This window comes from Actinoplanes subtropicus (genome assembly GCF_000721705.1).
Classification (GTDB): Bacteria; Actinomycetota; Actinomycetes; order Mycobacteriales; family Micromonosporaceae; genus Actinoplanes; species Actinoplanes subtropicus.
The window spans coordinates 310,002-333,993 of the sequence record NZ_JOJL01000002.1 but is presented as its reverse complement, the minus strand read 5'-3'; the positions used below and the strand labels follow the sequence as shown (position 1 = coordinate 333,993).

Below are 23,992 nucleotides of genomic sequence, written 5' to 3'. Positions count from 1 at the left end.
CCGGCGGGCCACCTCCCGTCCTCCGGCGCCGGGCGCTTATCGTCATCGATGGCGGGCGGGTTGGCGCGGGCGACGGGAGACAGATCATGACTGCAGGGCACGGCAGGTTCAGCCGGCGCACCGTGCTGGCCGGCTCGATCGCCTCGGTGGGCGGCCTGGTGACCGTCGCGGACCCCGGTGTCGCCCAGGCGGCCGGGCGGCCCGGCCCGGAGTTCTCGCTCACGCTGGCCGCGGGGACGTACAGCGGGGCCGGCCGTGCATTTGTGATCATCGCGCGTGCCTCGGATCTGAGCCCCGACGCGCCGGAACCCCGGGACAACCTGCAGGACAACGAGCCGATCACCGTGCCGTTCTTCGGCCTGGACGTGGCGCACGCCGGGCCCGGCCGGGCGATCTCGCTGCGCTCCGGCGCCGCGGTGGCCGGCTACCCGTTCGCCCGGTTCGAGGACATCCCGGCCGGCGACTACGTGGTGCAGGCGTTCTTCTGCACGTACGAGACCAACCATCGCTCGGACGGCTCGGTCGTCCAGGTGCACTGGCCGCAGGGCGACGGCGGCGACATCTGGCACTCGCCGGGCAACGTCTACTCCAAGCCGCGCACCGTCCGCCTGACCGGCCACGCGCAGACCGTGCCCCTCGAGCTCGACCAGGTCATCAAGCCGATCGGCACGATCCCGCCCGGCGGCACCGGCCAGCAGGGCAACCCGGCCGACTCGGCGCACGTCAAGCACCTGAAGATCCGCTCGGCGCTGCTGAGCCGCTTCTGGGGCCGCGACGTCCATCTCGGCGCCGACATCCTGCTGCCGGCCGGCTACGACCTGCCCGCCAACCGCCACGTCCGCTATCCCATGGAGCTGATCGGGAGCCACTTCCCGCACGGCAACCCGCACGGCTTCGACGAGTCGCTGGGCGACGACTTCTCCCGGTGGTGGGTGTCGGCGGACGCGGCCCGGTTCATCTCCGTGCGGGTGCGCAGCGAGAACCCGTTCTACGACGACTCCTACCACGCTAATTCCGCCAACCTCGGCCCGTACGGCGACGCGATCGACACGGAGCTCATCCCGGCCATCGACAAGTCGTTCCGGACGATCGGGCAGCGATGGGGCCGGGTCGTCGGCGGCGGGTCGACCGGCGGATGGATCGCCGCGGCGTCGCTGGTGCTCTACCCCGACACGTACGCGGGCGCCTGGGCCGGCTTCCCCGACTCCCTGGACTTCCGCGCCCACCAGGTGATCGACATCTACGGCGACACCAACGCGTACGTCACCGGCAGCTCGTGGGTGCCGGTGCCGCGGCCGGCGGCCCGCGGGACCAGCGGCGACACCCTGTGGACCAACCGGCAGGAGAACGCGTACGAGCGGGCGGCCGCCTCGCACGGCCGCAGCCAGGGACAGTGGGACATCTGGCAGGCGGTGTTCGGCCCGCAGGGCAGCGACGGCTACCCGGCGCCGATCTGGGACAAGCGCACCGGCGCCATCGACCACACCGTCGCCGCGTACTGGAAGAAGCACTTCGACCTGTCGTCGATCGTGGCGACCGACTGGGCGCGGCTGGGACCGAAGATCGCCGGCCGGTTGCACGTCTACGTCGGCACCGAGGACACCTATTTCCTCAACGACGGTGTCTCCTACTTCGAGCAGCGGACCGACGCCCTCACCTCGCCGAAACCCGACTTCCAGTTCCTGTACGGCGTGAGCCGGCCGCACGGGTGGACCCCGGTGACCGAGCCGCAACTGCTGACCACGATGGCCGACTTCATCGCGCGGCACGCGCCGCAGGGCACCGACGTCAGCGGCTGGCGCGGCCACGAACAGCCGCCGCCGCTCATGCTCACCCGCGGCCGGCAGGTCGTCGACGAAGGCGTCGACGCGACCCTGCTCACCGACGCAGCGTCACCCGCCCTGGCAAAGCAAGCGGCAGCTCGAACGCCGGGAACAGATCCGGGTCGAGGAAGGAGCTGATCGCGCCGACCAGGCCGTCGCGCACCTCGAGGACCGTGATCGACCACGCCTCGTGGCTCGAGCCGGGGTCCGCGCCGAGGTAGAACGCGATCGCCGGTTGGCCGTTGGCGGTGACCGGTCGCCATTGCCAGCTCGGGCAGCGCGTCATCGGCATCTCGTGGGCGAAGCGGGCGACCGCCTCGGCTCCGGCGTACCAATGCGGCAGCGGCGGCATGGTCCAGGTGACGTCCCTGGTCAGCAGCGACACGAAGGTGTCGAGGTCGCCGGCCTCGAGCGCCGCGGCGAACCGGCTCGCCAGGCGGCGTACCGCCGGGTCGGTGCCGCCCTGCGGCGGGCTGGCCGGGACCCGCTCGGCGAGCACGCGGCGGGCCCTGGCGAGGGCCGAGTTGACCGACGTGGCCGACGTCCGCATGATGCCGGCGATCTCGGCCGCGCTGAAGTCGAGCACCTCGAACAGCAGCAGCGCGGCCCGCTGGTTGGGCGCGAGATGCTGCAGCGCCGCGACGAAGGCCAACGTGATCGTCTCGGCGCGCTCGACCCGGTCGTGCGGTCCGGAGGCGTACGGCGTGAGCCACGCGACGTCGGCTCGTGGTTGCGAGTCGAGGATCGGGTGGGCACTGGCGGGACCCAGATCGACCGGCACCGCCCGCCGGCCCCGCGTCTCGGCGAGGTCGAGGCACACCCGCGTCGCCGTGGTGTAGAGCCACGTGCGCACCGGGCTGCGACCCTCGAACCGGGCCAGCCCCCGCCAGGCCCGCGTCCAGGTGAGCTGGAGCGCGTCGTCGGCGTCGTGGACCGAGCCGAGCATGCGGTAGCAGTGCGCGTGCAACTCGCGCCGCAGCGGCTCGATCAGCCGGGCGAACGCCCGCTCGTCACCGTTCCGGGCGCGATCAAGATCCTCGGAAAAATCTTGCGGCACAGCGACGATTCTGCCTCCGGCGCGGCGGTCTCACCACCGAAGAACCTGACCCCGACCGTACGGAGCATGCATGCCGACCCGCGATGAAATGACGACCCGCGACCCGATGTGGCCGGCGATCCACGCCGAACGCGCCGCCCTCGCCGCGGACCTGGAACGACTCGGCGACGCGCAGTGGGCACACCGGTCGCTGTGCGGCGCCTGGACGGTCGAGCAGGTCGTCGCCCACCTCACCGCCGGCGCGAGCACCGGCCGGGTGCGCTGGCTGGCCAGCATCATCGGCGCCCGCTTCGACGCCGGCCTGCACAACCAGCGGCGGCTGGCCGAGCACCTCGGCGCCACGCCCGCCGAGACCCTCGACCGGTTCCGCCGCATCCTCACCCGCACCACGGCCCCGAGCGGGCACACCGCCGCCTGGCTGGGCGAGATCGTCGTACACGGGCAGGACATCCGCCATCCCCTCGGCCTGCCGCACACGCCGCCGGTCGAGACCGTCGAGCCCGTCGCGCGCTTCTACGCGAGCCGGAACTTCACCGTCGCCGGCCGGACAATGATCGAGGGGCTACGGCTGGCGGCAACAGACAGTACGTTCACCGCCGGCACGGGTGCCCAGGTGCGCGGTACGACGCTCGCCCTGACCATGGCGATGGCCGGCCGGGCCGCCTATTGCGACGACCTGACCGGCGCGGGCGTACCAACCCTCCGGAAACGGTGTGGCGGCTAGCGGTCGGCCTGGATTGTCGGCTCTGGCGGTTCCCGCCCCATCGCTTCGGGGCGGCGTCCAGTAGCCGTTGGAGCGACACTTCGCCGCCCCTAGCCGTCGAATCGGCGGATGCCGAGCTGAAGGAGACGCGATGGTGGAGTTGCGGGCGTTCTCGATGCCGGAAGCCGTGACGTGCGGCTGGACGACCCCCGCGTACGGCAGGGGTGGCCCTGCCACGGTCCGGCACCACATGCGGGTGCTGCGCTTCCCCGCCGAGTCGCGGCAGACCGCGCGGGGCATCGGCGCGCACACCGACTACGGCCTGCTGGTCATCGCCTACCAGGACGACGTCGGCGGCCGGTACATCCGCCCGGCCCCGCACAAGGTGCGCCTGGCCGTCCTGTCCCGCCTCCACCAGGAAGCGGTCTCCTCAATATGATCAATGGATGCCGGAGCTGCCGAGAGACCCGCTCGCCGACACCTACCCCATGCCCTTCGTGCCCGACGGCTGGTACGCGCTGCTCCGCAGCCGCGAGCTCGGCCCCGGCAAGGTGGTGAGCCTGCACTATCTCGGCCGGGCGCTGATCGCCTTCCGCGGCTCCGACGGCCGCGCCGCCGTGCGGGACGCGTACTGCCCGCACTACGGGGCGCACCTCGGCGTCGGCGGCAAGGTGGTGGACGGCCGCGTGGAGTGCCCGTTCCACGGCTGGCGTTTCGGCGCCGACGGCAGCTGCACCCACGCGCCCTTCGCGGCCCGAACCCCCAAGGTCACCATCGGCGGGCTCGAGGTCCGCGAGCACAGCGGGCTGATTTTCGGGTACGCCGGGACGGGCGCCCCGGCCTGGGAGGTGCCCGAGATCCCCGAGACCATTTCGCGGGCGTACGCCGCCCCGATCGACGACGTCTGCCGCGCCCGCATCCACGTCCAGGAGATGCGGGAGAACATCGTCGACGAGTCGCATTTCCACCACATCCACGGCCAGAGCGAGCCGCCCGTGCAGGACCTCCGGACGGACGGCCCGTTCGCCGAGGTGCGCGGCCGGTTCCGCCGGCGGGTGCTGGGCTGGGATCTCGACAACACCTTCGACGTCTTCATGTACGGGCCGGGCGTGATGGCGGTCCGGGTCGAGGGGCCGGTGCTGTCGCTGACCGCGGTGGCCCTGACCACCCCGGTCGACGACAGGACCAGCGAGATGCGGATGCTCTACTACGTCCGTAAGCCGGCCCGGCTGCCGTTCCTGGCGCCGCTGCTCAAACTGGTCTTCCGGCGGGAGGCGCTGGCCGAGGTCCGCGAGGAGGTGCGCATCTGGGACCACAAGATCCACCAGGCGCGCCCGGTACTGCTCCCGCACGAGAAGGGCATCAAGGCGCTGCGCCGCTGGTACGCCCAGTTCTACCCGGGGACTCCGGGCACCGCCGCGGAGGTGGCCGCCGGTCAGTCGAGCGCGTCCGGAACGGCCCAGGTGACCGCCCCGTAGCACCTGGCCGGGAACCCGATGGACGACGGCTGGAACGCCCCGCCGAGCTCGCGGAGGCCTTCCTCGAGGCGCGACCGGCCGGCCGCGGGACATTGACAGGAAACCTGTTGATCATCACGCTGGAATATCGACAGGTTTCCTGCGCTTCTTGCTCCGCGAACAGGAGTCACCGATGCGAAGAGCGACAACGCTTCTGGCGGTCGCGGCGACGTGCGCCGCCGCATTTCTGAGCACGCCGGCCTACGCGGCCGCCGGCAGCTACACCGGCACGCTTTCCGACGGGGCGAGCTGGGTCGCCGACGTGCCGGCCAACTGGAACCACACGCTGATCCTCTACAGCCACGGGTTCGGCCCGCTGGCCGCGCAGGACGCACCCAACGCCGACACGCGGACCGAACTGCTGGCCGAGGGGTACGCCGTGGTCGGCTCCTCCTACTCCGGCCCGTCGATGTGGGCGCTGGCCACCGCGGTCGGCGACCAGGTCGGGGCGCTGCACGCCGCCGAGCGGATCGTCGGGCAGCCCCGGCGCACGATCGCCTGGGGCACCTCGATGGGCGGCCTGGTCAGCGCCCTGGAGGCGCAGGACGCCCGGCACTTCGTCGACGCCGCGCTGACCACCTGCGGCCTGGTCGCCGGCGCCCTCAACCTGAACGACTACCAGCTGTACGGCGAGTACGCCCTGGCCCACCTGCTCGCCCCCGGCCAGGACATCCAGCTCGTCCGCTACGCGAGCGGCGCCGACGGCACCGCCGCCGCGCAAGCCCTGTCCACGGTGGTCGCCGGCGCCCAGGCCAGCGCGGCCGGACGCGCCCGGATCGCGCTGGGCGCCGCCCTGCTGAACGAGCCCGGCTGGTACAACAGCGCCACCGCACCGGCGCCGGACGACTACGCCGGCCAGGAGGCGCAGCAACAGCTGGAGATCGGTTTCGTGCTGCCGTTCATCATGGGCGCCCGGCAGCAGGTCGAGCTCGCCGCCGGCGGCAACAGCTCCGCCACCAAGGGCGTCGACTTCGGCGCCGTCCTGCGCAGCAGCGCCCAGGCCGGCGAGGTGCGCGCCCTCTACCGGGCCGCCGGCCTCGACCTGAACGGCGATCTCAGAAAACTCACCCGGGACGCGGACATCACCGCCGACCCCGCCGCCATCGCCACCCTGGCCCGCACCTCGACCCCGACCGGGCGCCTCGGCGTTCCCGAGCTCGACATCCACACCATCGCCGATCAGCTCGTGCCGGTCGAACAGGAGAACTGGTACGGCAAGCTGGTCCAGCGGCGCGGCGACGAGCAACTGCTGCGCCAGGCGTACGTGAACGGCGCCGGTCACTGCGCGTTCCAGCCGGCCGAGACCATCGCGGCCTTGCACGCCGTCGAACACCGCCTCGACTCCGGCCGCTGGGGCGACACCTCGCCGCGGGCGTTGAACGCCGCCACGGCCGCGGCGGGCGGCACCGGACGCTACGTACGGTATCGGGCCCAGCGCCTGGCCGGCGGCCTGGGCGAACCACGCTGATTTCAGTGCGGGGGGTGCTCGGCGAGCGCCCCCCGGCAGGCGATCACATATCGCCGGAAGGCGGCCGCCTCTCGGTCGGTGAGCGGCGCGAGCATCCCCGCCTCCACCGCGGCCACCTGGTCCCGAACCCGATCGAGCAGGGCCACGCCCGGCTCGGTCAGCCGCAACACCCGCCGCCGGCGATCCGCCGGATCGCGCAGGCGGGCGATCAGCCCCCGCTCCTCCAGCACGGCGACCATGTCCGCCGCGCTCTGATCGGTGACGAACGCGTTGCGCGCCAACGCCGCCGTGCTCAGGTCGGCGTGCCGCTCGAGCACGGTCAAGGCAGTGTACTGCAACGGGGTGATCGACTCCGGACGCAGCAACTCGTCCAGCCGCGAGCGGACGGCCAACTCCAACTGCTTGATCAGATACAGCATGGTCGGCCCGGTCACGAAGCCATTTTCGCAGATCGAACCGGCCAAATATCTAGGGTTCGAGCCAGTTCGAGCGCGGCGGGCGCAGCCGTTCCAGCGCGTCGAGGAGCGGGCCGGGCACCTCCGCCATCGACGACCCGCCTCAGCCGGCGACGCGGCGGCGCCGGGCCCGCTGGCGGCACGTCGGGCCGCAGTAGTGGGCCGGCCGCCCGGTGCCCCGCGGGTGCAGCGGCGTCCCGCACTCCAGGCAACGACGCGTGGTTCCGTGACCGCGGTGCCCGGCCGCGTCACGGAACACGCCAGGTTCCGTGACCGGTGGCCGCAGGCCGTCCAGCAGCAGCCACACCAACTCCCGGCCGCGCTCGCGGTCGCGATGCGCCGAGCGCACCGCCGCTCCCCCGGCGACCAGGGCGGTCAGGTCGTCCACGCGCACGTCGGCACGCACCGCCCCGGCCTGTTTCGCCTGGCGCAGCAGGCGTTCCAGGGCCGCGTGGAAGCCCCGCACGGCGCCCGCCAGCGTGACATGCGGCCAGCTGCGGTCGCCGGCGAGGGCGTCGCAGACGAGCTTGCGGCCGGCCGACTTCTCGACCACTTCGAGCAGGAAACCGAACAGCGCGTCGCCGGGGCGGGCGCGGGCGGACCACCGGTCGGCGGCGGCCACGAAGCCGCCGACATGCTCGGCCAGCACCGCCTCGAGCAGGATCTCCCGGCTGGGGAAATGCCGGTAGACGGTGCCGGCGCCGACCCCGGCGCGCCGCGCGATCCGGCCGAGGGAGACCTCCAGCCCCTCCTCCGCGAACAGCTGCACCGCCGAGCGCAGGACGGCCGCCCGGTTGCGGCGGGCGTCGGCCCGCCCGCCCCCGGGGGTGTCACGGAAGCCTTGCCGGTCGACCGAAACGGGTGACACATTCCGCATCATGTCAGTATCCACCACCTCCCCGATCCTCGTCACCGGCGCCACCGGCAAGCAGGGCGGCGCCACCGCACGGCGGCTGCTCGCCGCCGGCCGCCCGGTCCGGGCCCTGGTCCGCGACCCGGGCGCCGCCGCTGCGGCCGCGCTGGCCGGCCTCGGCGCCGAACTCGTGCCCGGCGACTTCGACGACCCCGCGAGCCTGCCACCCGCCCTCGACGGCGCCGCCGCCGTCTTCGCCATCCCGCCGGTCGCCTTCGGACCGGACGGACCCGACACCCACCTCGAAGCCAACCGCGGCCGGGCCCTGATCGACGCCGCCGCCAAGGCCGGCATCGAGCAGGTCGTGTTCAGCACCGTCGCCTCGACCACGGCCGGCTCCGCCGGCTCGGCCGCCAAGGCGCAGATCGAGCAATACCTGTACGACCACATCGCCCGGCCCACCGTGCTGCGCCCGGTCCGCTTCATGACCAACTGGCTGTCCGCCGCGGTGCACGGCGTCGACGGCCTCGACGGCCGCGTACACCGGCACCTGTTCCCGCCGGACGAGCCGATGCAGATCATCGCCCTCGAGGACGTCGCCGAGTTCGCCGCGCTCGCCTTCGCCGACCCGGCCCGGTACGCCGGCCGCACCCTCGAACTGGCCGGCGACCAACCCACCCCGATCGAGGCCGCCGCCACGATCAGCGCGGCCACCGGCATCCCGATCCGCTATCACCAACTCACCGAGCGGGAAGCGGCCGCATTGAACCCGATCATCGCCGACACCCGCAGACGCTGGCTGGCCGGGCACCGCTGGCACGCCGACATCGAGACGCTCCGGGTCATCCACCCCGGCCTGCGTACGCTCGGCGACTGGCTCACCGCCTCCGGCGCGGCCGCGATCCGCGCCCGGCTCACCTGAGCCCGTTGTCGCGGCCTCGTCCCGGACGCCTACCGGTCCCTGACCGCGCCCCCGGGGTAGCGGCACAATGGGCCCATGCGCAGGAGTGTCGCCGCGGCCGGCAGCGCGGTCTTCTTCGCGGTCGCTCCGGGGGTCGTCGCCGGGCTGCTGCCCTGGTGGCTGACCCGGTGGCGGCCGGGTGACGGGTTCGGGCACTGGTTGCCGGCTCGGCTGCTCGGCGTCCTCCTCGTGCTCGCCGGGACAGCGGTGCTCATCCACGCCTTCGTCCGGTTCGCGGTCGAGGGCCTCGGCACGCCCGCCCCGGTCGCGCCGCCCGCTCACCTGGTTGTCGGTGGCCTCTACCGGTACGTCCGCAACCCGATGTACCTGGCGGTCATCGCGACCGTCCTCGGCCAGGCCCTGCTGCTGTGGCGGCCGGTGCTGCTCGGCTATGCCGCGATCGCCACCGCCGCCATGGTGGCCTTCGTCCTCGGTCACGAGCAGCCGGCCCTGACCCGCGCGTTCGGTGCTGAGTACACGACCTACCGCCGGGCCGTCCCGGGCTGGTGGCCCCGGCTGACCCCGTGGCGCCCCGGACCCTAGACGCCGGCCAGGGTGGCGGTGAGCCGGTCGGTCACCTCGGCTCCCGGTTGGAGCCGGTCGAGCGCCGCGGCCAGGTTGTGCATGATCCGGAGGACGTCGGGCGGGGCGGGGCTGCTCGATCCGGCCGCGCGCAGCAGATGGTCGGCGGCGTCGTCGACGTCCGGGCGGTTGGCCGGCGACCCCGCCGTCCGGGCCCGCAACAGCAGGCCCAGGGCGTAGAGCAGGTTGTCCGTACGGTCGGCCCGGCCGCTGTCGACCACGGCGGTGGCCAGCGCGACGACCTCGTCGACCTCGTCGACCGGCGGGCGGGCGGCCCCGGGCGCGAGCAGCCGCTCGATCGCGGCGAACAGGTCGAAGCCGTGGGCGACCAGGTCACGGAGGCGGCTGCGCATCGCCTCGACGCGATCGTCGGCGGGCGGCATCGGCACCGGCTTCGGCCTCGGTTTCGGCGGCGCCGGTTTGACGTCCATCATCATCACCGGGCGGTCCAGCGGATCCGCGCCGGCGAGACGCTCGGCGTCGTACAGGGAGAGCACGCCGGTGCCGAAGCCGCGGCCGGCCCGCGCCGACTGCTCCTCGTGGAACCGCTGGAAGACCTTGACCGCGTCCATGAGCTTGTTGATGGTCTGCATCGACGGCCCGCCGCGCAGGGCCACCACGATGGTGCGGAGGGCGTCCGCCATCGTCAGCAGCGACTCGGCCGCGTGCCGGCCCTCGGCGGACACCGCCGGGCCGTCGAGCACCTCGCGGAAGCAGCGGATCGCCCGGTCGACGTCGGCCTCGGCGGTGGCCGGCAGGGCCGTGCCCGCGGTCATCGAGGCCAGGTTGACGCCGCTCAGCGCCCGGGTCGACGTGATCAGGCAGAGCTGGCCGAGGGTCAGCCGGCACATGATCTGCACGGCCGGCGGGAGCTGCGGCATGCCGAGGCCGTCCTCGAGCAGCGCGATCGCGCGTACCCGGTCGGCCTCCGGGCTGCCGTGGGCCAGGTGCCGCGCGCCGATCAGGGTCCCTAGCTGGGCGGCCATCTGCCGGCGCCAGGGATCCTTGGCGTCGAAGTATCCGTACGCCTCCTCCGCCGTACCGATCGCCTCGTTCAGCAGCGGCAGCCCCTCGGGCCGGCCAGGCCCGATCTGCCAGTGCCGGTTGACGAGCTCCTGCGTGAGCTCCATCAGCGGCCCCACCCGGGACGGTCCCCGCAGATCGGCGAGCTTGGCGCGGAGCTGATCCACTCGATCGCTGGACATGATCTCTCCTAACGTCCCCAGTGGACGAAGCCCGCCCACCCCGTGATGTCGGTCGGGTCCGACTCGTTCAGTCGTTTCCGCAGCTCGGCGGGCATCCGGTCGGGAATCTCGCGATCCGGGTCGAGCATCCAGAGCTGGGCGTCGCGCAGGGCCTCCCACGGCGTCCGGCGGTCGACCATCAGGAACTGGTGGACCATGAACATCAGCACCGAGGTGCTGCCGTCCGGGATCGACCATTGCGTGGACAGCACCGATCGCGCGCCGGCGGCGAGGAACGCCGTACCCAGGCTGTACGCCTCGTCGTACCCGGTGATCGCCTTGCCGGTGTTGCAGCCGGCCAGCACGACGAGGCCGAGTTCCCGGTCCGGGCGTCCGGCGAGCAGGTCGACCAGCCGGTCGGCGGCCAGTTCCTGGCCGCCGTCGAGCAGGAGGTAGGACCGCCCGCGTTCGGTGTCGGCCACGGCGTGGCAGGCCAGGTGGAGCAGTCCGCCGCCGGCGAGTCCGGGATCGGTGAGCCACTTCGTCACCTCGGCCGGGGTGCCGGCCCCGGACGGGCTGACGTCGTCGTCCTGGGGCCGGCGCCCCAGGTAGCGGCTGCCGCGGTAGAAGGTCTGGTGGATCTCGTACGCCTCGAGCCGGGCGCCCGGCAGGGCCGTCCAGGGCGTCGCCGGATCGCCGACCACCAGGCCGTTGCGCGACGGGCGGACCGGCGGCCGGCCCGCGGTGTGGCACAGCAGCCGGGCCGACGCCGCCTGGGAGATCGCGACGTGGTGAACGGCCGGCTCGCCGCCCGCCCGGCGCGCCGCCGACCAGGGGACCCGGGCCAGTTCGCCGAGCGGGATCAACACCAGGTGAGGCGTACGCCCGGTGGCCACGCCCAGGCCGGGCAGGTATTGCTCGATCACCTTGCCGATGGCGGCCCGCCACGCCCAGTCGCACAGCGTCGCCACGCCGGCGGCCAGGTCCCGCGTTTCGGCCTCGGCCGCGCCGAGGTCCCGGGCAACGTCGCCGCGGTGGAGCGTGGCGTCGCGCCGGGCCAGCGACGACAACGCCGCGACCACCGGGTCGTCGCCGGCCAGCCGGAGGTTGGGCAGGGCGAAGTAGGTCATCGATCCGTCGGCGGCAACGGCCAGGCCGAAGCCGGTCACCGGGCCGTTGCCCGGAATCAGGTAGATCAGCGCGTCGGCGTCCAGTTCGGTCAGCGCCTCGGCGATCTCGGCCGGCTCGGGCGGGTCGAGCAGGGCGCCGGCCGGCGCCGCCGCGGCCAGCGCCTCGACGACCTCGCGGCGCAGCCCGACCGGCACGTCGTCGGGATCGGCCGTCATCGCCTCGCGCCGCCAGCGTTCGGCCAGGCGGTCGTGGCCCAGGGCGCTCAGCCGCTCGGCGACGTCGCGCATCTCGACGGCGGCGTACAGCGCCAGGCCTCGGCCCGCCTCCAGCGCGCGTACCGCCGCCGCCGGATCGCCGTGGGCCAGGCAGTCCCGCGCGTTGACGAGGGCCGTCTCGGCCGCGTCCCGGGCCACGGCGGCGGCACCGGCCAGGTCACGCTGCATCAGCACCCGCCAGAGGTGCCCGCGCATGCCGTCCAGCGCGGTGCGGTGCCGGTCCGGGCCGGCCGGCCGGCGCTGGTCGATGAACGCCAGGATGTCGTGCGCCATCGACCAGACCTTGTCGTGCGGGCGCCCCTCGACCAACCCGCGCGCCTCGAGGGCCAGCGCCTCGGCCTCGTCCAGCCGGTCGACGCGATTGTCCATCTCGTCCCGGCGGGCCAGGGCGCCGGCCAGGATGACCAGAAGCAGGCCGCGACGCTGATGGCCGGGGCCCAGGTCGGCCAGGGTGGTCCGCAACCGGTCGATCCACGCGTCGATGCGGGCCGGGTCGTTCTCGTTCAGCATCGCGTACAGGCTGAGCGTGGACAGGCCGATCGCACGATCGTCCGCGCTGACGCCCGGCCGGTCGATCGCGGCCAGCGCGTCGCCGGGATCCGCGTCCGCCGTGTACAGGCGCAGGAGCGGGAGCCGTTCCTCGACCGCTTTCCGCAGGTGGTGTTCCTCGGGAAGCCGTCCCAGGATCTCCATCAGCCGGGCCTGCCGCTCCTGCATGCCGGGTGCCGTCGGCGCGCGCATCATCTCCTGCATCAGCATCATGGCCTCGGCCAGCGCCTCCGCTTCCGGATTCGGCGCCCCGCCCTGCGCGGTCATCTTCCGGAACCGGTCCACGACCCGGTCGACCGCCTCGAGGTCGGTGGACCCGCCGGACAGCGCGGCCTCGACCGTCATGCGGGTCAGGTCGAGCTGGTTGAGAAGCGCCGGATCGTCGCCGCTGTGTCCGCGCAGCGTCTCCAACTCGGCCACCACGGCCGCCGGATCGCCCAGGTCCTGGTGGAACGCGGCCATCATGATGGCCGCGCTACGGGCCACGATCCGCAGCCGGCGCCACGCCGGGCCCGGCGGCGGCCCGGTGTCGGCGATGGCCACCAGCCAATCGATCGACCGCCGATGGCGTTCCGGCGCCCGGAAGGCCTCCTGGATCGTGCGTTCCACCAGCGCCGCGGCGAGGAGGCCGCGCTTGGGGGCGGCGGGCGGCAGCTCCCGTACGGCTCGGATGCCCTCCTCGAGAGTGGTGTACCCGGCCAGGACCCCGGCGATCGTCGCGTATCGTTCGAGTAGATCGTCCACTTTTGCCGCCCCATTCCGCCGTGTCCGTCGCCCATTTCTGACGGACCGGCCCGCGCCCGTCCGCCAGAGCCTGGACAGCGAGCCGTCACAGCCGAAGGGACCGACATGAACATCGAGACACTCGTCCCGCCAAATCCGGCCACGTGGGGGCGGCGTGAATACCTCTCATGGGTTCACAATCGGTGGGTGATCCGTGCCTGCCCGCGTACCGCCGATCTCGAGCGACCGCTCTGATGGAGCTCACCCGGGCGCAGCTCGAGCAGATCCGCCAGGTCCTCGAGGAGGAGCTCCGGAAGGCGTACGGCGACGCGCTCGATCGCGGCGAGTCCCCCGCGGCCGTGCAGGAGGCGATCGCCGGCCGCCGCCGGGCGCTGGAGGTGTTAGCGCAGCGGTTCGCCGCGAACGATCCCGAGCACGCGGTCCACGACGCCGGCGAGGGCGACGGGGTCGGCCAGCATCGCTGACAGGTGCTGGTGGCGGCCGTCGACGCCGGCCGGCGTGGCCAGCTCGAGCTCGTCCGACCCGGTGCCGCCGAGGAACAACCGCGTCAACACGTCGACCACGGTCACGGTGGGATCGTGGTGGTGCTCGATGCCGGTCCGGATGGCCTCGACGGCGACCTCGGCCAGATCGCTGAGCCGCGCGTCGACGATCTCCTCCGGGCTGACCACGACCAGCGGACGCGGGTCGGTGACCTCGTCGCCGGGCGGCGGAGCGACCGGCGCCACCTTGTGGCCGAGCGGCCGCTCCACGTAGTCCTGGTACCACGGGGGCCGGCGCCGCATCGCGGCCAGCACCCGCTCGACCTCGGCGGCCACCCGGGCGGGTGTGCTGCCGGCGATGTCGCGGGTGCGTTCGGCCCGCAACTGCGCCCAGCGGTCCAGCGGCCACAGGCTTGCCCCGGCCCCGGTCGGCACGCCGACCCACTCCAAGATCTTCAGGGCGAGCTCGCCGAGCCACGGGTCCTCGCCGAGGTCGGCGGCCAGCGCGCGGGTCATCCGGGGTCGCTGCAGCGCGCCCCGCTCCCCGCGCCGGCGGCGATGACCGTCCACGGTCGCGTTGCGGGCCCGGCGGGCCAGCCACGCCTCGAGGTCGTCGATCGGCTGCCGGGCGGCCAGCAGGTAGTCGATCACGGATTCGACGTCGTCGTAGTAGCGGTCGAGGCAGGGGCCGTCCATGAACGGGATGCCGCGGGCGCACCGGGAATGCCCGCGCGCCGTCAACTCGAACCGGCGGGTGACCACGTCGAAGACGATCTGGTGGCTCACCGCGAAGGCCGCCCGGCACAGCCGCGGGCCGTGGCCGGCCTCGACGGCCCGGCTCAACTCGCCGCGTTTGGCCAGGTCACGCAGCCAGGACAGGTCGTCCGGCACGGCCGGGCGCGGCCGCGCGTAGATGCGACGCTGGTTGGGGATGAGCGGAAGGGCCGGCCCGGCGTCGCCGCCGGGCCGGTACATGTTGCCGGAAGCCGTCGCGGCCTCATCCGCACTGCTCACCGTTGCCGTCCTCGATAGTTGCTTGTAAGCAGGGAGAAACGTCGCCCGTCGAGTGTCAGATCGGAGTGCCTTCGGTCGCCATGCCCCGGGGCAAGGAATGGCTGTCCGCTGGCGAAGGAGTGACGGACAGGGGTGCCGCGGCGCCCGGGCGGGGGACCGTGCCAACCCTCTCGGGTTAACCCGTTCCGTGTTCCGGAGGCGTATTTCCCGCGAACCCACCGCCATCCTGGATGACTTCGGAGGGTGACTTTCCGTCATTCGGCGGAGTCGACGTCACGCTCCGTGGGGGTCGACGGGTCGTCACCACGCGGTCGCGCGAGGTCGCGATCATCACCCGTTTCCCGCTCGGCCATACCAGCGAAGGCGAGATCAAGTCTCGCCGGCCCCGGTCGTCTTTCCGACACTCGCCATCGCCGTCCGTCAGAGACCGGCGCACGGACCGAGGCCTGGGCGTGCTCGTCCAGTGGGGAGAGTGAGTGACGATGATTCTCGACGAAGGACTGTCCGGCGAGGAGGTGCTGGCCGTCCGCGGGCTGGAGTCGCCGGACGGCCGCGGCGCGCCCGGGCCGGCCGCCGGGTACGCGGGCCTGGTCCGCTGCGGGCGCCCGCTCGCCTATCCGGTGCCGGCCGAGGATCTGCCGCCGTTGCTGCGGCGCCGCGCCGAGCGGAGCGCCGACCGGTACGCCGGGGTCATCTTCGCGTTCGATCTCGACGTGCTGCCGACCGGGGAGCGGTACACCGGTGCCCGGCTCGATGTGACGCTGGCCGATCCGGGCGCCCGGGTCGTCCAGCTGGCCGCCGACGGCGACGAGTTCGGGCTGGTCCAGGGCGAGGCGGCGTCGGCCGCGGCGCTGCGTACGGTGTCCGCCACCCGCTCTCGCCCCGGCCTGCTGCGGCGCCTGGGCCGGCGGGCCGGTACGCCACGCGCCTGGACGACCGGCCTGCAGTCCGGAAGCTTCGGCTGGGTCTACGACGATCCCCGGGGCACCGTCCTGCTCCCCCGCACGTACGGCATGCATGCCCTGGTGGAGATGCCGAGCGGCGCAACCGATCTCGCCGGCGTCCTCACCGTCCAGGCCGAGACGGCCGACCGGACCCTGATGACCCCGGCCGTCGAGTTCCGCGAGCCGTTCACCGAGGCCGCCGTGCCGAGCGGCGCGGCCGTCCGGATGTGCCTGGCCGCCGACGTGGTCGGCTACAGCCGGCGCCGGAATGCCGAGACCGAGGAGCTCCAGCGCGACCTGGTCCGGGTCCTGTCCGAAGCGCGGCGGGCGGCCGGCATCGCCGAGTCCGCCGTCCGGCCGCAGCCGCAGGGCGACGGCCAGTTCACCGTTCTTCCGGTCGGCATCGACGAGGCGGCGGTGATCCCGACGATGATCGCCACCCTCCGGGCCGCACTGCTGGATCGTGACCGCGGTCGCGCGGCCGCCGAGCGGATGCGGCTGCGGGTCGCGTTGCACCGGGGACTGGTCAAGGAGACGGCCAACGGGTGGGTCGGCGCGGCGGCCATCGCCGTTCACCGTCTCCTGGACAGCCCGCCGCTGCGCGCCGCGATCAAGGAGAACCCCGAGGCACCGTACGTGCTGGGACTGCCCGACGTGCTGTATCAGGACGTGATCGCCCATGCCGTGGAGCCGCCGCTGGCGTCCGACTTCCGGCCGATGACCGTGGAACTGCCGGAGAAGGACTTCGTCGAGCACGGCTGGCTGACCGTCGGAGCCGCTCGATGACCACGTTGTACGCCCTGCTGGTCGGCATCAACGAGTACGCCGATCCGGACGTGCCGAACCTGCGCGGCTGCGTCAACGACGTCGAGGCCGTCGAGGCCTACCTGACCCGTCCGGATGCGGAGTCGCGGCCCCGCATCAAGGTCCTGCGCGACGGCGAGGCCTCCCGGGCGGCGGTGGTCGAGGCCATCCGTACGCATCTGGGGCGGGCCACGCCGGCGGACGCGGTGCTGTTCTGGTTCAGCGGGCACGGCTCCGACGCGGCGTGCCCGGACTGGGCGTGGTTCGCCGAGCCGACCCGGCGGCTGCAGACGCTGGTGTGTGCGGACAGCCGGACCGGCGAGGTGCCGGACCTGTGGGACAAGGAGCTGTCGGTGCTGCTCGACGACGTGGGCCGGCACGCCGCCCACGTGGCCGTCGTGCTCGACAGCTGTCACTCCGACGGCGCCACCCGCGAGATCCCGACCGGCCGGACGTCGTTCCGCAACGTGCCCGAGGCCGCGCCCCGCATCCGCGCGTCGCTCGTCCCCGAGCTGATCCACGCCGCCGCGGCGGCCGACCGGCCCGAGCACATCGCGCTGGCCGCCTGCCGCTCGACCGAACGTGCCCGCGAAATCGAGATCGGCGGCCGGGACCGCGGCGTCTTCAGCTGGTCGCTGCTGCGCGCCCTCGAGCAACTGAGCCCGCTCGCCACCTACCGTGAGCTGGCCGCGGCGGCCCGGACCGAGGTGGAGCAGCGGGTGCGGGACCAGACGCCGCAGCTTCGCCCGGCCGCCTCGCCGCTGGCCGATCACGCGTTCCTGTCGCCGCGGCCCGGCGTGCACGGCGCGGCGATGCGGATGCGCTACCTGCGCGGCGACTGGGAGATCGACGCCGGCGCGGTGCACGGGCTGCCCGCGGGCGAGGGCCTGCAGGTCGGCGTACGCGGGGGCTCGCCGTCGCAGCAGGCGACCGTGACCACCGTGCAGACCCACCGCAGTCTGGTGCGGCCGGACGACGGCTGGGCGCCGGCCCGCGACCGGCAGTACCCGATGGTGGTGACCCAGGTACCGCTGCCGCGTCTCACCGTGTCGGTGACCGGTCGCGACCCGGCGGCGGTCCGGCGGCTGCTGCTGGACCTGCACACCGCGGCACCGGGCGGCCGTCCCTCCCCCCATGTCCGCGACGTCGAGCCGGGATCGCCGGCCGACCTGCGGGCCGACGTCGACCCGTCCGGGATGGTCGGCATCGACGACGACCGCGGCCGGCGCCGGTGCGAGGTGCGGGCCGAGGAGGCGGTCGGGGCGCTGGAGCACATCGCCCGGTGGACCCTGCTGTCCACGCTGGTCAACCCGCGATCCGAGCTGGCCGGGGCGGTCCGTATCGAGGTGCTCGAGGCACCCGCCGATCTGGCGCTCGCGCCGCGGACGGGCGGATCGGTGCTCGAACCCACCGGCGGCGAGCTCACCCTGAGCTACCTCCGGGACGGCTCCGGCCGGCGCCCGCCCGAGGTGTTCCTCCGGCTGCACAACACCTCGGACCGCGAGCTCTTCTGCGTCCTGCTCGACCTGACGCCGCGATTCCGGGTGCACGCCGCGCTGTTCCCCGGCGACTTCATCGCGCCCCGGAGCCCGGCGGCCGTGCTGGCGGGCCGGCGCGTCCAGGCGTACCTGCCGGACGGCATGGCACCGGAGCCCGGTGCCCGCGCCCGCGACCGGCTCCTGCTGCTGGTGGCCGAGCAGCAGTTCAGCGCCGAGCCGTTCCTGCTGCCGCAGCTGGGCGGCCGGTTGTCCCGCGAGCGGAGCGCCCTGACCTCCCGCGGCCTGCTGGAGCGGATCGGCAACGGCGTGGTGCTGCGCGATCTCGGCGAGGCCGAGACGGACCGCGGCGCCTACGACTGGACCGTCGAGTCGCTCACCCTGGTCACCGAGGTGCCGGACTGATCGGTCATTGCCACTCGGCCCGGTCGGCGACCGCGCGCAGGCCCGGCTCGTCCAGGATCACGATCTGGCGATACCCGGTACGCAGGAGGCCGTCCTGGCGCAGCATCCGCAGTCCGCGCTGGACGGTGTCCTCGCGCGCGCCGACCAGCGTGGCCAGCTCGGTCTGGCTGAGCTCGACACCGATCAGCAGCCCGTCGTCGACCGCCTCGCCGCAGCTGGCCGCGATCTCGCTGAGCACCCGCGCCAGCCGCACGTGCACCGGGAAGGCCGAGAACTCCGAGCGGCGCTCGTTGGCCCAGCGCAGCCGCCGCCCGACGGTCGCCGTGACCTGTGCCGCCACGTTCGGGTGCCGGGCGAGGAAGCCCATGAAGTCCGGCCGCTGGATCACCGTCGACACCACCTCGCCGCAGGTGGTGACGGTGGCGCTGCGCCCGCCGCCGGTGACCGCGGCCAGCTCGCCGACCAGGTCGCCGGGCAACCGGATCGCCAGCAGCCGCGGCAGGCCGGCGACCGACGTGGAGACCTTGACGTGCCCCTGGCGGATGATCTCGACGTGGGCGTCGAGCCGGCCCTCGACCAGCAGCTGCCGGCCGGGTGGGAGGCGCCGCGTGGTGCCGAGGGCCAGGAGTTGTTCGCGCTCCTCGGCAGTGATCAGCGAGAGGAACGATCCGGGCGCCCACACCGGGTCGGCTTCGGTCATTCTTCAAACTCCGATGTGGATGAAGGGTGCCCAGTACGCGGGCCCGTCTCCCGGGCCACTCCGCTCGACCGCGCCGACGTCACGCGCCTTCCCGCTGCCGGGTGCGCCGGCCAGCCGGGCGTACGCCGCCGCCCGCTCGCCCGCGTCCATCGCGCGGACCCGGCGCGCGGCACAGGCCAGCGCCGCGGCGACGCCGTGGCCCCGGGCCAGCCGCCGGTAGAACGTGGTCATCAGCAGGCAGGCCGCGACGTCGTCGACCGGCCAGAGCGAGACGATCAGGTGCCGGACGCCGGCCGCGACGGCGGCTCGGGCCAGGCCCAGCACGTCGCCGCCGGCGGTGGCCCGGCCGCGGCCGGTGTGGCAGGCCGACAGCACGAGCAGGTCGATGCCGAGGTCGAGCCCGGCCAGGTCCGGCATCGTGAGCCGGGCACCGCCGGACAGCGCCAGCGAGCTCAGGTACGGCCGGATCTCGTCCACCTCGCCGTGCGTGGCCAGGTGCACGACGGACCGGCCGGGCGCGTGCCGCGCGAACGCCTCGGCCGTCGCGTCCGGGCCGGTCAGCGCGACGGCGGAGCGCAGCCGGGCGGCGATCGCCCGCACCTCGACCCCGGTGCCGGGCAGCCGGGGCAGGGCGGCGTAGTCGGGATCGCCGACCAGCAGCGCCGGGCCGTCCAGGTCGGGCGGCCGGCCCGCGCCGGGGCGGGTCAGCAGCGCGGCCGACGGCAGGACGGACACGGTGAACCGCTCGGCCAGGGTCGAGCCGCCGAACGGGAGGACGGCGAACGGCAGCAGCATCAGGGCGCCCGGCGGCGCCACGAAGAGACGGTCCACCCCGGTCAGCGCGGCGGCGACCGGCTCGATCAGGTCGGCCGCCACGCGGGCGGCGAGGCCGGGCACCCGGGCGCCGTCGCCGCCCAGGCCGGAACACGCCGAGTGCAGTTCGCGCACCGACCGGATCAGATCCCGGCGCAGCCGTTCGCGCCGCTCGACCACGATCCCGTCGCGGCGGACCGCCCAGATGATCAGATCCAGGTCGAACGACTGGTAGTACAGCAGGGCGGCGTTCGCGGGCAGCGCGCGGCGCACCTCGTCCAGGCCGGCCGCGGCCGGCGGCCCGGTGGCGGCCCGGCCGGCCGCCTCCTCGGCTGCCTCGACCGCCGCGACCACGTCGGCGTACGCCGGCCGGTCGCCACGCAGCGCGGCGGCGGCCAGCCCCTCATGAACGGCGCCGAGGTGGGCCTCGGCCCGCCGCGCCTCGCGGTCCGGGGCCGCCCGGACGATCTCCGCCCGCAGCCGGTCGACCAGGCCGAACGCGCCGCCGGCGTCGCCGAGCTCGAGCCGGGCCCGCGCGGCGACGTTGTACATCCCGGCCACCGCCACGTGATCGCCGGCCAGGGCGCGGTAGTAGCCGCAACCCGCCGCAGCCAGGCTCCGCTCGAATGCTTCCACCGCCCGAGCGGCCAGCCCATCGGCCTCCTCGAGATCGCCCAGCATCAAGGCGATCTCCGCTCGGCGCCCGAGGTCCCCCCATGGCTGCTGGCGCGGTGCCCCGCCGGAGTGGGCGAGGATCGTCCGGGCCACGGCGGGCCGCCCGGCGCGGACGTTCAGCTCGGCCAGGACCACCGGGTCCAGGCCCGTCGTCTCGTCGATCGCCGCGCCTGCCTCACCCAGGCGGCCCAGCTCGATCAGCAGGACCGCTCGAAGGTACGACCCGGCCGGCGCCCGCGACAACGCCTGCTCCCGCAGCCGCCGGCCCTCGTCCGGCCGGCCCGCGTTCTCGGCCCGGACGGCCCGGTATCGCAAGGTCGACGCGGCGATCCGGCGGTGGGCGGCCTCGACGTCCTCCGCCGCGACCCGGATCACCTCATGCTCGTACGCGGCGACGGGGAGCACCGCGGCGGCCCGGTGGCAGTCCCGCAGATGCGTCGCGGCCAGCGCCGAGCAGTCCGGGTCGGGCAGTTCCTCGGCGACCCAGTCCAGTTCCAGGGTGGCCACCGCGGCCCGCGCGAACGACAGGGGATCGCCCGGCGTCCGCAGTGCCGCGGTCAGCGACTCCCCGGCGCCGGCCGAGGCCACCGCGAGCGCGGCCCACCGGGCGTTCCTCGCGACGAGTTCCGCCGCCAGACTCCGGGGCGCCGCCATCAGGAACGCTCGAGCACGCGAAGATGCGCGGCGCCCGGCGTCGCGACGAGTCGCGGACGGACGGCGTCGGGGTGGCCGTCGAGCAGCAGCTGATTGCACCCGAGCTCGAACGCCGTGCCGAGGGTCCGGCCGTAGGCGACGGCCTGGTAGAACGCGGTGGCGAAGCTGATCGCGGCGTCGTCGAGGATGCCGCCGCGCATGCCGATGACGCAGGGAATGTGCTCGGCGATAGCGTGCGCCTGCTCCTCGGTGAAGCACGCGTTGAGCACGACGCACAGCAGATCTTCGCGCATCACCCGGAACAGGTCGCTCAGGGCGTCCGGCGGTACCGCGCGCGGGCGGCCGCCGGCGTCGGTCACCATGATCCCGTAGGCGGCCGATCCGTGGCCGCTGAAGTGCGCGATCACCGGGTGGTGCCGCAGCAACGACCGCTGCAGGTCCGCCATCCGGACCGCGTCGGCCACCCGCACCTCCAGCCGTCCGCCGGCGTGCGCGTTCCAGATCGCCGCGTCGACCTCGCGATGCTCCCGGTCCAGGCCGAGGGGCCGCCGCCCGTCGGCGTCGGCGCTCATCAGGAGAATCACCTTCGGCTCCGCTCGCGGCGTCGGCCGGCCCGCCGCGTACACAATCTTGTTGCCGTTGATCTTGTCGCCGTTGACCTTGTCACCGTGCACGATGTCGCCCATGGCCACCTCCCGAAGGGGTCTGACGGACAGCGGGATCCTGTCCGTCAGATCACGACGGTGGTCACTGTCGAGTCCCGAGGGGGGCTGGGTCATGAAGGTCAAGCGCACGGCCGTCCGGGTCCGGATCAGTCGGCGGATCCTGTGGGTCGGATCGGAGGCCTACCCGCTGTCGCACGTGGTCCGGATCCATCCGGTCCAGCTGCGGCTGAAACGCTTGCCGATCTTCGTGGACTTCGGCCGCCGCGCCGGCGCCACCATCATGTTCGCCGTCCTCGGCGCGATCGCCATGGCCAAGCTCGGCCGGGCGCTGCCCACCGCCGCCTGGGTGGTGTTCTGGCCGATCGTCGGCGGCCTCCTGGTGTTCCACCTCGCCGGGCTCGTCCGCCTGCTGCGGCTGCCCCGGGTGTACGTGCTGCGCGTCGCCATGGCCGGCAGCGAGGAGGCCGCCGTGGTGAGCACGGACAAGGCGCAGATCGACGAGCTGACCATGCAGGTCACCGACGCGATCGACAATCCGGCCGCGGAGTTCGAGGTCCGGGTGGACAACCTCGAGTTCGTGTACGGCGACAAGGTCGGCGGGGACAAGGTCCTCGGCGACAAGAAGATCTTCGAAGGCTCGAACTGAGGACGCATCAGGGCTCGGCACGGCCGCCCAGGAGGCGGACGACCGTCGCGATGACGCGGCGCAGGCGGGCCGGCTCGGCGATGAGCGCGACCACCTCCTCCGGCCCGCCCCGGTCGGCGCCCGGCACCCGGTCCAGCCCGTGCGCCGCCGGCAACTCCCCGAACACGGCGGCCAGCACCTCGGGCACCACGTCGGCCGCCTTCTCGTCGCGGGCCAGCCGGGCCGCGATCAGCTCGATCGCCCGGGCCGCCAGCGCCCGCAGCTCGGCGTCGTCCCGCTCGTAGGGCGGCACCAGGGCCAGCGGTTCCGGCTCGCCGTCGTCGGCACCGGCCGGGAACCAGACCGCCGCCTCCTTGCGGCCGAGCGGCCGCTCCACGTTCTTCTCGTACCAGCCGCGGCGCCGGCGCATGGTCGCCAGGACAGCCTCCACCTCGGCCGCCACGGCGGCCTCGCCGGCGTCGTGCTCCCCGGTGACCGCGATCCGCCGCTCGGTCCAGGCGGTCAGCGGCCAGATCGAGCGGCCGGCCGTCGCCTCGACCCCGACCCACTCGAGGATCGCCCGGGCCAGCTCGACCCGCCACGGGTCGCCGCCGAGCTCGGCGATGAGCCAGGCCGGCGGCCGCGGGCGTTGCTGCGCACCACGTTCGCCGCGGCGACGGCGATGGGCGTCCACGGTGGACCGGCGCAGCCGCGCGGTGATCCAGCCCTCGAGGTTCGCGATCGGCCGGTCGGCGTGGGCGAACAGGTCGTCGAGGACGCCGTCGACGTCGTCGTGGTAGCGGTCCAGGCAGTCGGGCTCCAGGTGGCGCACGCCCGAGGCGCAGGCCCGGTGCCGCCGCCGGTGCTCCATCGGCCGGGTGACCCGGTGGAAGACGATGCGGCCGGCGATCTCGGCCGCGGCCGCGCGAAGCGCCCGCCGTTCCGCCGGCGACGCCGCCCGGTAGTGGTGCGCGAGGTGCCCGGCCTCGGCCAGGCTTCGGATCGAGGAGTTCTCGGCCATGGCATCAGGTTCGTGGCGCGGCCGACGGACGGGCAGAGCCGCCGGAAGAGATACCGCCGATTACGTACGAGGCCCGCGAACCGGCGCCGGATACGTACGGGCCGGGCTCCACTGCGGAGCCCGGCCCTGGTCGCCGGTTCGCTACGACATCTCGCTGGGGCGTGGGCCCTCGTCCAGGTCGAGCACCAGGCTGGGCACCGTGGCGCCGTTGACGAACACGCTCACCGCCCGGCCCTCGGCGTCGGCCAGCGGCAGTTCGACCGTCGCCCGCTGGGTCAGCGCGTCCCGCAGCTTGCTGACGACCGCCTCGGCATCGGCGTCCTTGATGGTCCACTCCGACTGTCCGATGATGATTTTCTTGGCCATTCCGGCACCTTTCTGGGCAGGAGCGG

The 23,992-nt window shown here is 73.8% G+C and carries 22 protein-coding genes; 11 read left to right on the top strand and 11 right to left on the bottom strand.

From position 1 onward, the window contains the following. The first annotated feature begins 86 nt into the window (after positions 1 to 86). Positions 87 to 1,961: an alpha/beta hydrolase-fold protein gene (locus IH26_RS0103485; protein WP_157437017.1), complete on the top strand. Its 1,875-nt coding sequence runs from the start codon at positions 87 to 89 to the stop codon at positions 1,959 to 1,961. Here IH26_RS0103485 and IH26_RS0103480 read toward each other — a convergent pair. Next, positions 1,879 to 2,880: a sigma-70 family RNA polymerase sigma factor gene (locus IH26_RS0103480; RefSeq protein WP_030434628.1), complete on the bottom strand. Its 1,002-nt coding sequence runs from the start codon at positions 2,878 to 2,880 to the stop codon at positions 1,879 to 1,881. The genes IH26_RS0103485 and IH26_RS0103480 overlap by 83 nt on opposite strands. Before the next feature lie 70 nt (positions 2,881 to 2,950). On the opposite strand from IH26_RS0103480, the gene IH26_RS0103475 reads away from it, so the two are divergent. From IH26_RS0103475 to IH26_RS0103460, 4 genes are all read left to right on the top strand, one after another. Next, positions 2,951 to 3,604: a maleylpyruvate isomerase family mycothiol-dependent enzyme gene (locus IH26_RS0103475; protein ID WP_030434627.1), complete on the top strand. Its 654-nt coding sequence runs from the start codon at positions 2,951 to 2,953 to the stop codon at positions 3,602 to 3,604. A 130-nt stretch (positions 3,605 to 3,734) separates the two neighbouring features. Further along, positions 3,735 to 4,022, top strand: a complete 288-nt coding sequence (locus IH26_RS61965) for a 2OG-Fe(II) oxygenase family protein (RefSeq protein WP_030434626.1) — start codon at positions 3,735 to 3,737, stop codon at positions 4,020 to 4,022. Between the two features lie 7 nt (positions 4,023 to 4,029). Further along, positions 4,030 to 5,061, top strand: a complete 1,032-nt coding sequence (locus tag IH26_RS0103465) for a Rieske 2Fe-2S domain-containing protein (RefSeq protein ID WP_211268561.1) — start codon at positions 4,030 to 4,032, stop codon at positions 5,059 to 5,061. Positions 5,062 to 5,233: 172 nt separating this feature from the next. Continuing rightward, the gene (locus IH26_RS0103460) at positions 5,234 to 6,568 is read left to right on the top strand and encodes an alpha/beta hydrolase (RefSeq protein WP_030434624.1); all 1,335 of its coding nucleotides are present in this window, start codon (positions 5,234 to 5,236) and stop codon (positions 6,566 to 6,568) included. 2 nt (positions 6,569 to 6,570) lie between these two features. On the opposite strand, the gene IH26_RS0103455 is transcribed toward IH26_RS0103460, so the two are convergent. Continuing rightward, the gene (locus IH26_RS0103455; protein WP_245664895.1) at positions 6,571 to 7,002 is read right to left on the bottom strand and encodes a MarR family winged helix-turn-helix transcriptional regulator; all 432 of its coding nucleotides are present in this window, start codon (positions 7,000 to 7,002) and stop codon (positions 6,571 to 6,573) included. A 124-nt stretch (positions 7,003 to 7,126) separates the two neighbouring features. Continuing rightward, complete coding sequence (locus tag IH26_RS0103450; RefSeq protein ID WP_245664894.1) at positions 7,127 to 7,891, bottom strand: TetR/AcrR family transcriptional regulator; 765 nt, start codon at positions 7,889 to 7,891, stop codon at positions 7,127 to 7,129. A 10-nt stretch (positions 7,892 to 7,901) separates the two neighbouring features. Between IH26_RS0103450 and IH26_RS0103445 the strand changes: the two genes are divergently transcribed. Continuing rightward, positions 7,902 to 8,798 carry an NmrA family NAD(P)-binding protein gene (locus tag IH26_RS0103445; RefSeq protein ID WP_030434621.1) on the top strand — a complete coding sequence of 299 codons (897 nt, stop codon included), beginning with the start codon at positions 7,902 to 7,904 and terminating at the stop codon, positions 8,796 to 8,798. 75 nt (positions 8,799 to 8,873) lie between these two features. Next, the gene (locus IH26_RS0103440; protein ID WP_030434620.1) at positions 8,874 to 9,380 is read left to right on the top strand and encodes a methyltransferase family protein; all 507 of its coding nucleotides are present in this window, start codon (positions 8,874 to 8,876) and stop codon (positions 9,378 to 9,380) included. On the opposite strand, the gene IH26_RS53055 is transcribed toward IH26_RS0103440, so the two are convergent. Together IH26_RS53055 and IH26_RS0103430 are read right to left on the bottom strand one after the other, a co-directional pair. Then, positions 9,377 to 10,624, bottom strand: coding sequence for a hypothetical protein (locus tag IH26_RS53055; RefSeq protein WP_157437015.1), 1,248 nt, complete (start codon positions 10,622 to 10,624; stop codon positions 9,377 to 9,379). The two genes, IH26_RS0103440 and IH26_RS53055, sit on opposite strands and share 4 nt — an antisense overlap. An 8-nt stretch (positions 10,625 to 10,632) precedes the next feature. After that, entirely contained in the window at positions 10,633 to 13,302 is a 2,670-nt protein-coding gene (locus IH26_RS0103430) for a CHAT domain-containing protein (RefSeq protein WP_051807398.1), read from the bottom strand. Positions 13,303 to 13,469: 167 nt separating this feature from the next. Between IH26_RS0103430 and IH26_RS59445 the strand changes: the two genes are divergently transcribed. After that, the gene (locus IH26_RS59445; protein ID WP_157437014.1) at positions 13,470 to 13,766 is read left to right on the top strand and encodes a hypothetical protein; all 297 of its coding nucleotides are present in this window, start codon (positions 13,470 to 13,472) and stop codon (positions 13,764 to 13,766) included. Here the strand turns inward: IH26_RS59445 and IH26_RS0103425 are convergent. Continuing rightward, the gene (locus IH26_RS0103425) at positions 13,683 to 14,798 is read right to left on the bottom strand and encodes a hypothetical protein (RefSeq protein ID WP_051807396.1); all 1,116 of its coding nucleotides are present in this window, start codon (positions 14,796 to 14,798) and stop codon (positions 13,683 to 13,685) included. The genes IH26_RS59445 and IH26_RS0103425 overlap by 84 nt on opposite strands. Positions 14,799 to 15,274: 476 nt before the next feature. Here IH26_RS0103425 and IH26_RS55425 point away from each other — a divergent pair, with 476 nt between their 5' ends. Both IH26_RS55425 and IH26_RS0103415 read left to right on the top strand, forming a co-directional pair. Continuing rightward, positions 15,275 to 16,528, top strand: coding sequence for a hypothetical protein (locus IH26_RS55425; protein ID WP_051807393.1), 1,254 nt, complete (start codon positions 15,275 to 15,277; stop codon positions 16,526 to 16,528). After that, positions 16,525 to 18,447, top strand: a complete 1,923-nt coding sequence (locus tag IH26_RS0103415) for a caspase family protein (protein ID WP_030434616.1) — start codon at positions 16,525 to 16,527, stop codon at positions 18,445 to 18,447. Before IH26_RS55425 ends, IH26_RS0103415 begins: the two co-directional genes overlap by 4 nt. 4 nt (positions 18,448 to 18,451) lie before the next feature. Here the strand turns inward: IH26_RS0103415 and IH26_RS0103410 are convergent, their stop codons facing one another. The 3 genes from IH26_RS0103410 to IH26_RS0103400 are packed head-to-tail and all read right to left on the bottom strand — an operon-like array spanning position 18,452 to position 21,975. Continuing rightward, complete coding sequence (locus tag IH26_RS0103410; RefSeq protein ID WP_030434615.1) at positions 18,452 to 19,147, bottom strand: Crp/Fnr family transcriptional regulator; 696 nt, start codon at positions 19,145 to 19,147, stop codon at positions 18,452 to 18,454. A 3-nt stretch (positions 19,148 to 19,150) separates the two neighbouring features. Beyond that, on the bottom strand, positions 19,151 to 21,289 hold the full coding sequence (locus tag IH26_RS0103405; protein ID WP_030434614.1) for a CHAT domain-containing protein: 2,139 nt from the start codon (positions 21,287 to 21,289) through the stop codon (positions 19,151 to 19,153). Next, complete coding sequence (locus tag IH26_RS0103400; RefSeq protein ID WP_051807391.1) at positions 21,289 to 21,975, bottom strand: CHAT domain-containing protein; 687 nt, start codon at positions 21,973 to 21,975, stop codon at positions 21,289 to 21,291. Before IH26_RS0103400 ends, IH26_RS0103405 begins: the two co-directional genes overlap by 1 nt. A gap of 91 nt (positions 21,976 to 22,066) precedes the next feature. On the opposite strand from IH26_RS0103400, the gene IH26_RS0103395 reads away from it, so the two are divergent. After that, the gene (locus tag IH26_RS0103395; protein WP_030434612.1) at positions 22,067 to 22,600 is read left to right on the top strand and encodes a DUF6232 family protein; all 534 of its coding nucleotides are present in this window, start codon (positions 22,067 to 22,069) and stop codon (positions 22,598 to 22,600) included. 7 nt (positions 22,601 to 22,607) lie between these two features. Here IH26_RS0103395 and IH26_RS0103390 read toward each other — a convergent pair whose 3' ends face one another. Both IH26_RS0103390 and IH26_RS0103385 read right to left on the bottom strand, forming a co-directional pair. Continuing rightward, entirely contained in the window at positions 22,608 to 23,600 is a 993-nt protein-coding gene (locus IH26_RS0103390) for a hypothetical protein (protein ID WP_030434611.1), read from the bottom strand. A 141-nt stretch (positions 23,601 to 23,741) separates the two neighbouring features. After that, positions 23,742 to 23,966 carry a hypothetical protein gene (locus IH26_RS0103385; RefSeq protein ID WP_030434610.1) on the bottom strand — a complete coding sequence of 75 codons (225 nt, stop codon included), beginning with the start codon at positions 23,964 to 23,966 and terminating at the stop codon, positions 23,742 to 23,744. Between the last annotated feature and the right edge of the window lie 26 nt (positions 23,967 to 23,992).

Bases quoted from the DNA above. Each gene is read 5' to 3' on its own strand.
- IH26_RS0103485 (WP_157437017.1), top strand. From the start codon at position 87: ATGACTGCAGGGCACGGCAGGTTCAGCCGGCGCACCGTGCTGGCCGGC.
- IH26_RS0103475 (WP_030434627.1), top strand. From the start codon at position 2,951: ATGCCGACCCGCGATGAAATGACGACCCGCGACCCGATGTGGCCGGCG.
- IH26_RS61965 (WP_030434626.1), top strand. From the start codon at position 3,735: ATGGTGGAGTTGCGGGCGTTCTCGATGCCGGAAGCCGTGACGTGCGGC.
- IH26_RS0103465 (WP_211268561.1), top strand. From the start codon at position 4,030: ATGCCGGAGCTGCCGAGAGACCCGCTCGCCGACACCTACCCCATGCCC.
- IH26_RS0103460 (WP_030434624.1), top strand. From the start codon at position 5,234: ATGCGAAGAGCGACAACGCTTCTGGCGGTCGCGGCGACGTGCGCCGCC.
- IH26_RS0103445 (WP_030434621.1), top strand. From the start codon at position 7,902: ATGTCAGTATCCACCACCTCCCCGATCCTCGTCACCGGCGCCACCGGC.
- IH26_RS0103440 (WP_030434620.1), top strand. From the start codon at position 8,874: ATGCGCAGGAGTGTCGCCGCGGCCGGCAGCGCGGTCTTCTTCGCGGTC.
- IH26_RS53055 (WP_157437015.1), bottom strand. From the start codon at position 10,624: ATGTCCAGCGATCGAGTGGATCAGCTCCGCGCCAAGCTCGCCGATCTG.
- IH26_RS59445 (WP_157437014.1), top strand. From the start codon at position 13,470: ATGGGTTCACAATCGGTGGGTGATCCGTGCCTGCCCGCGTACCGCCGA.
- IH26_RS0103415 (WP_030434616.1), top strand. From the start codon at position 16,525: ATGACCACGTTGTACGCCCTGCTGGTCGGCATCAACGAGTACGCCGAT.
- IH26_RS0103410 (WP_030434615.1), bottom strand. From the start codon at position 19,147: ATGACCGAAGCCGACCCGGTGTGGGCGCCCGGATCGTTCCTCTCGCTG.
- IH26_RS0103405 (WP_030434614.1), bottom strand. From the start codon at position 21,289: ATGGCGGCGCCCCGGAGTCTGGCGGCGGAACTCGTCGCGAGGAACGCC.
- IH26_RS0103400 (WP_051807391.1), bottom strand. From the start codon at position 21,975: ATGGGCGACATCGTGCACGGTGACAAGGTCAACGGCGACAAGATCAAC.
- IH26_RS0103395 (WP_030434612.1), top strand. From the start codon at position 22,067: ATGAAGGTCAAGCGCACGGCCGTCCGGGTCCGGATCAGTCGGCGGATC.
- IH26_RS0103390 (WP_030434611.1), bottom strand. From the start codon at position 23,600: ATGGCCGAGAACTCCTCGATCCGAAGCCTGGCCGAGGCCGGGCACCTC.
- IH26_RS0103385 (WP_030434610.1), bottom strand. From the start codon at position 23,966: ATGGCCAAGAAAATCATCATCGGACAGTCGGAGTGGACCATCAAGGAC.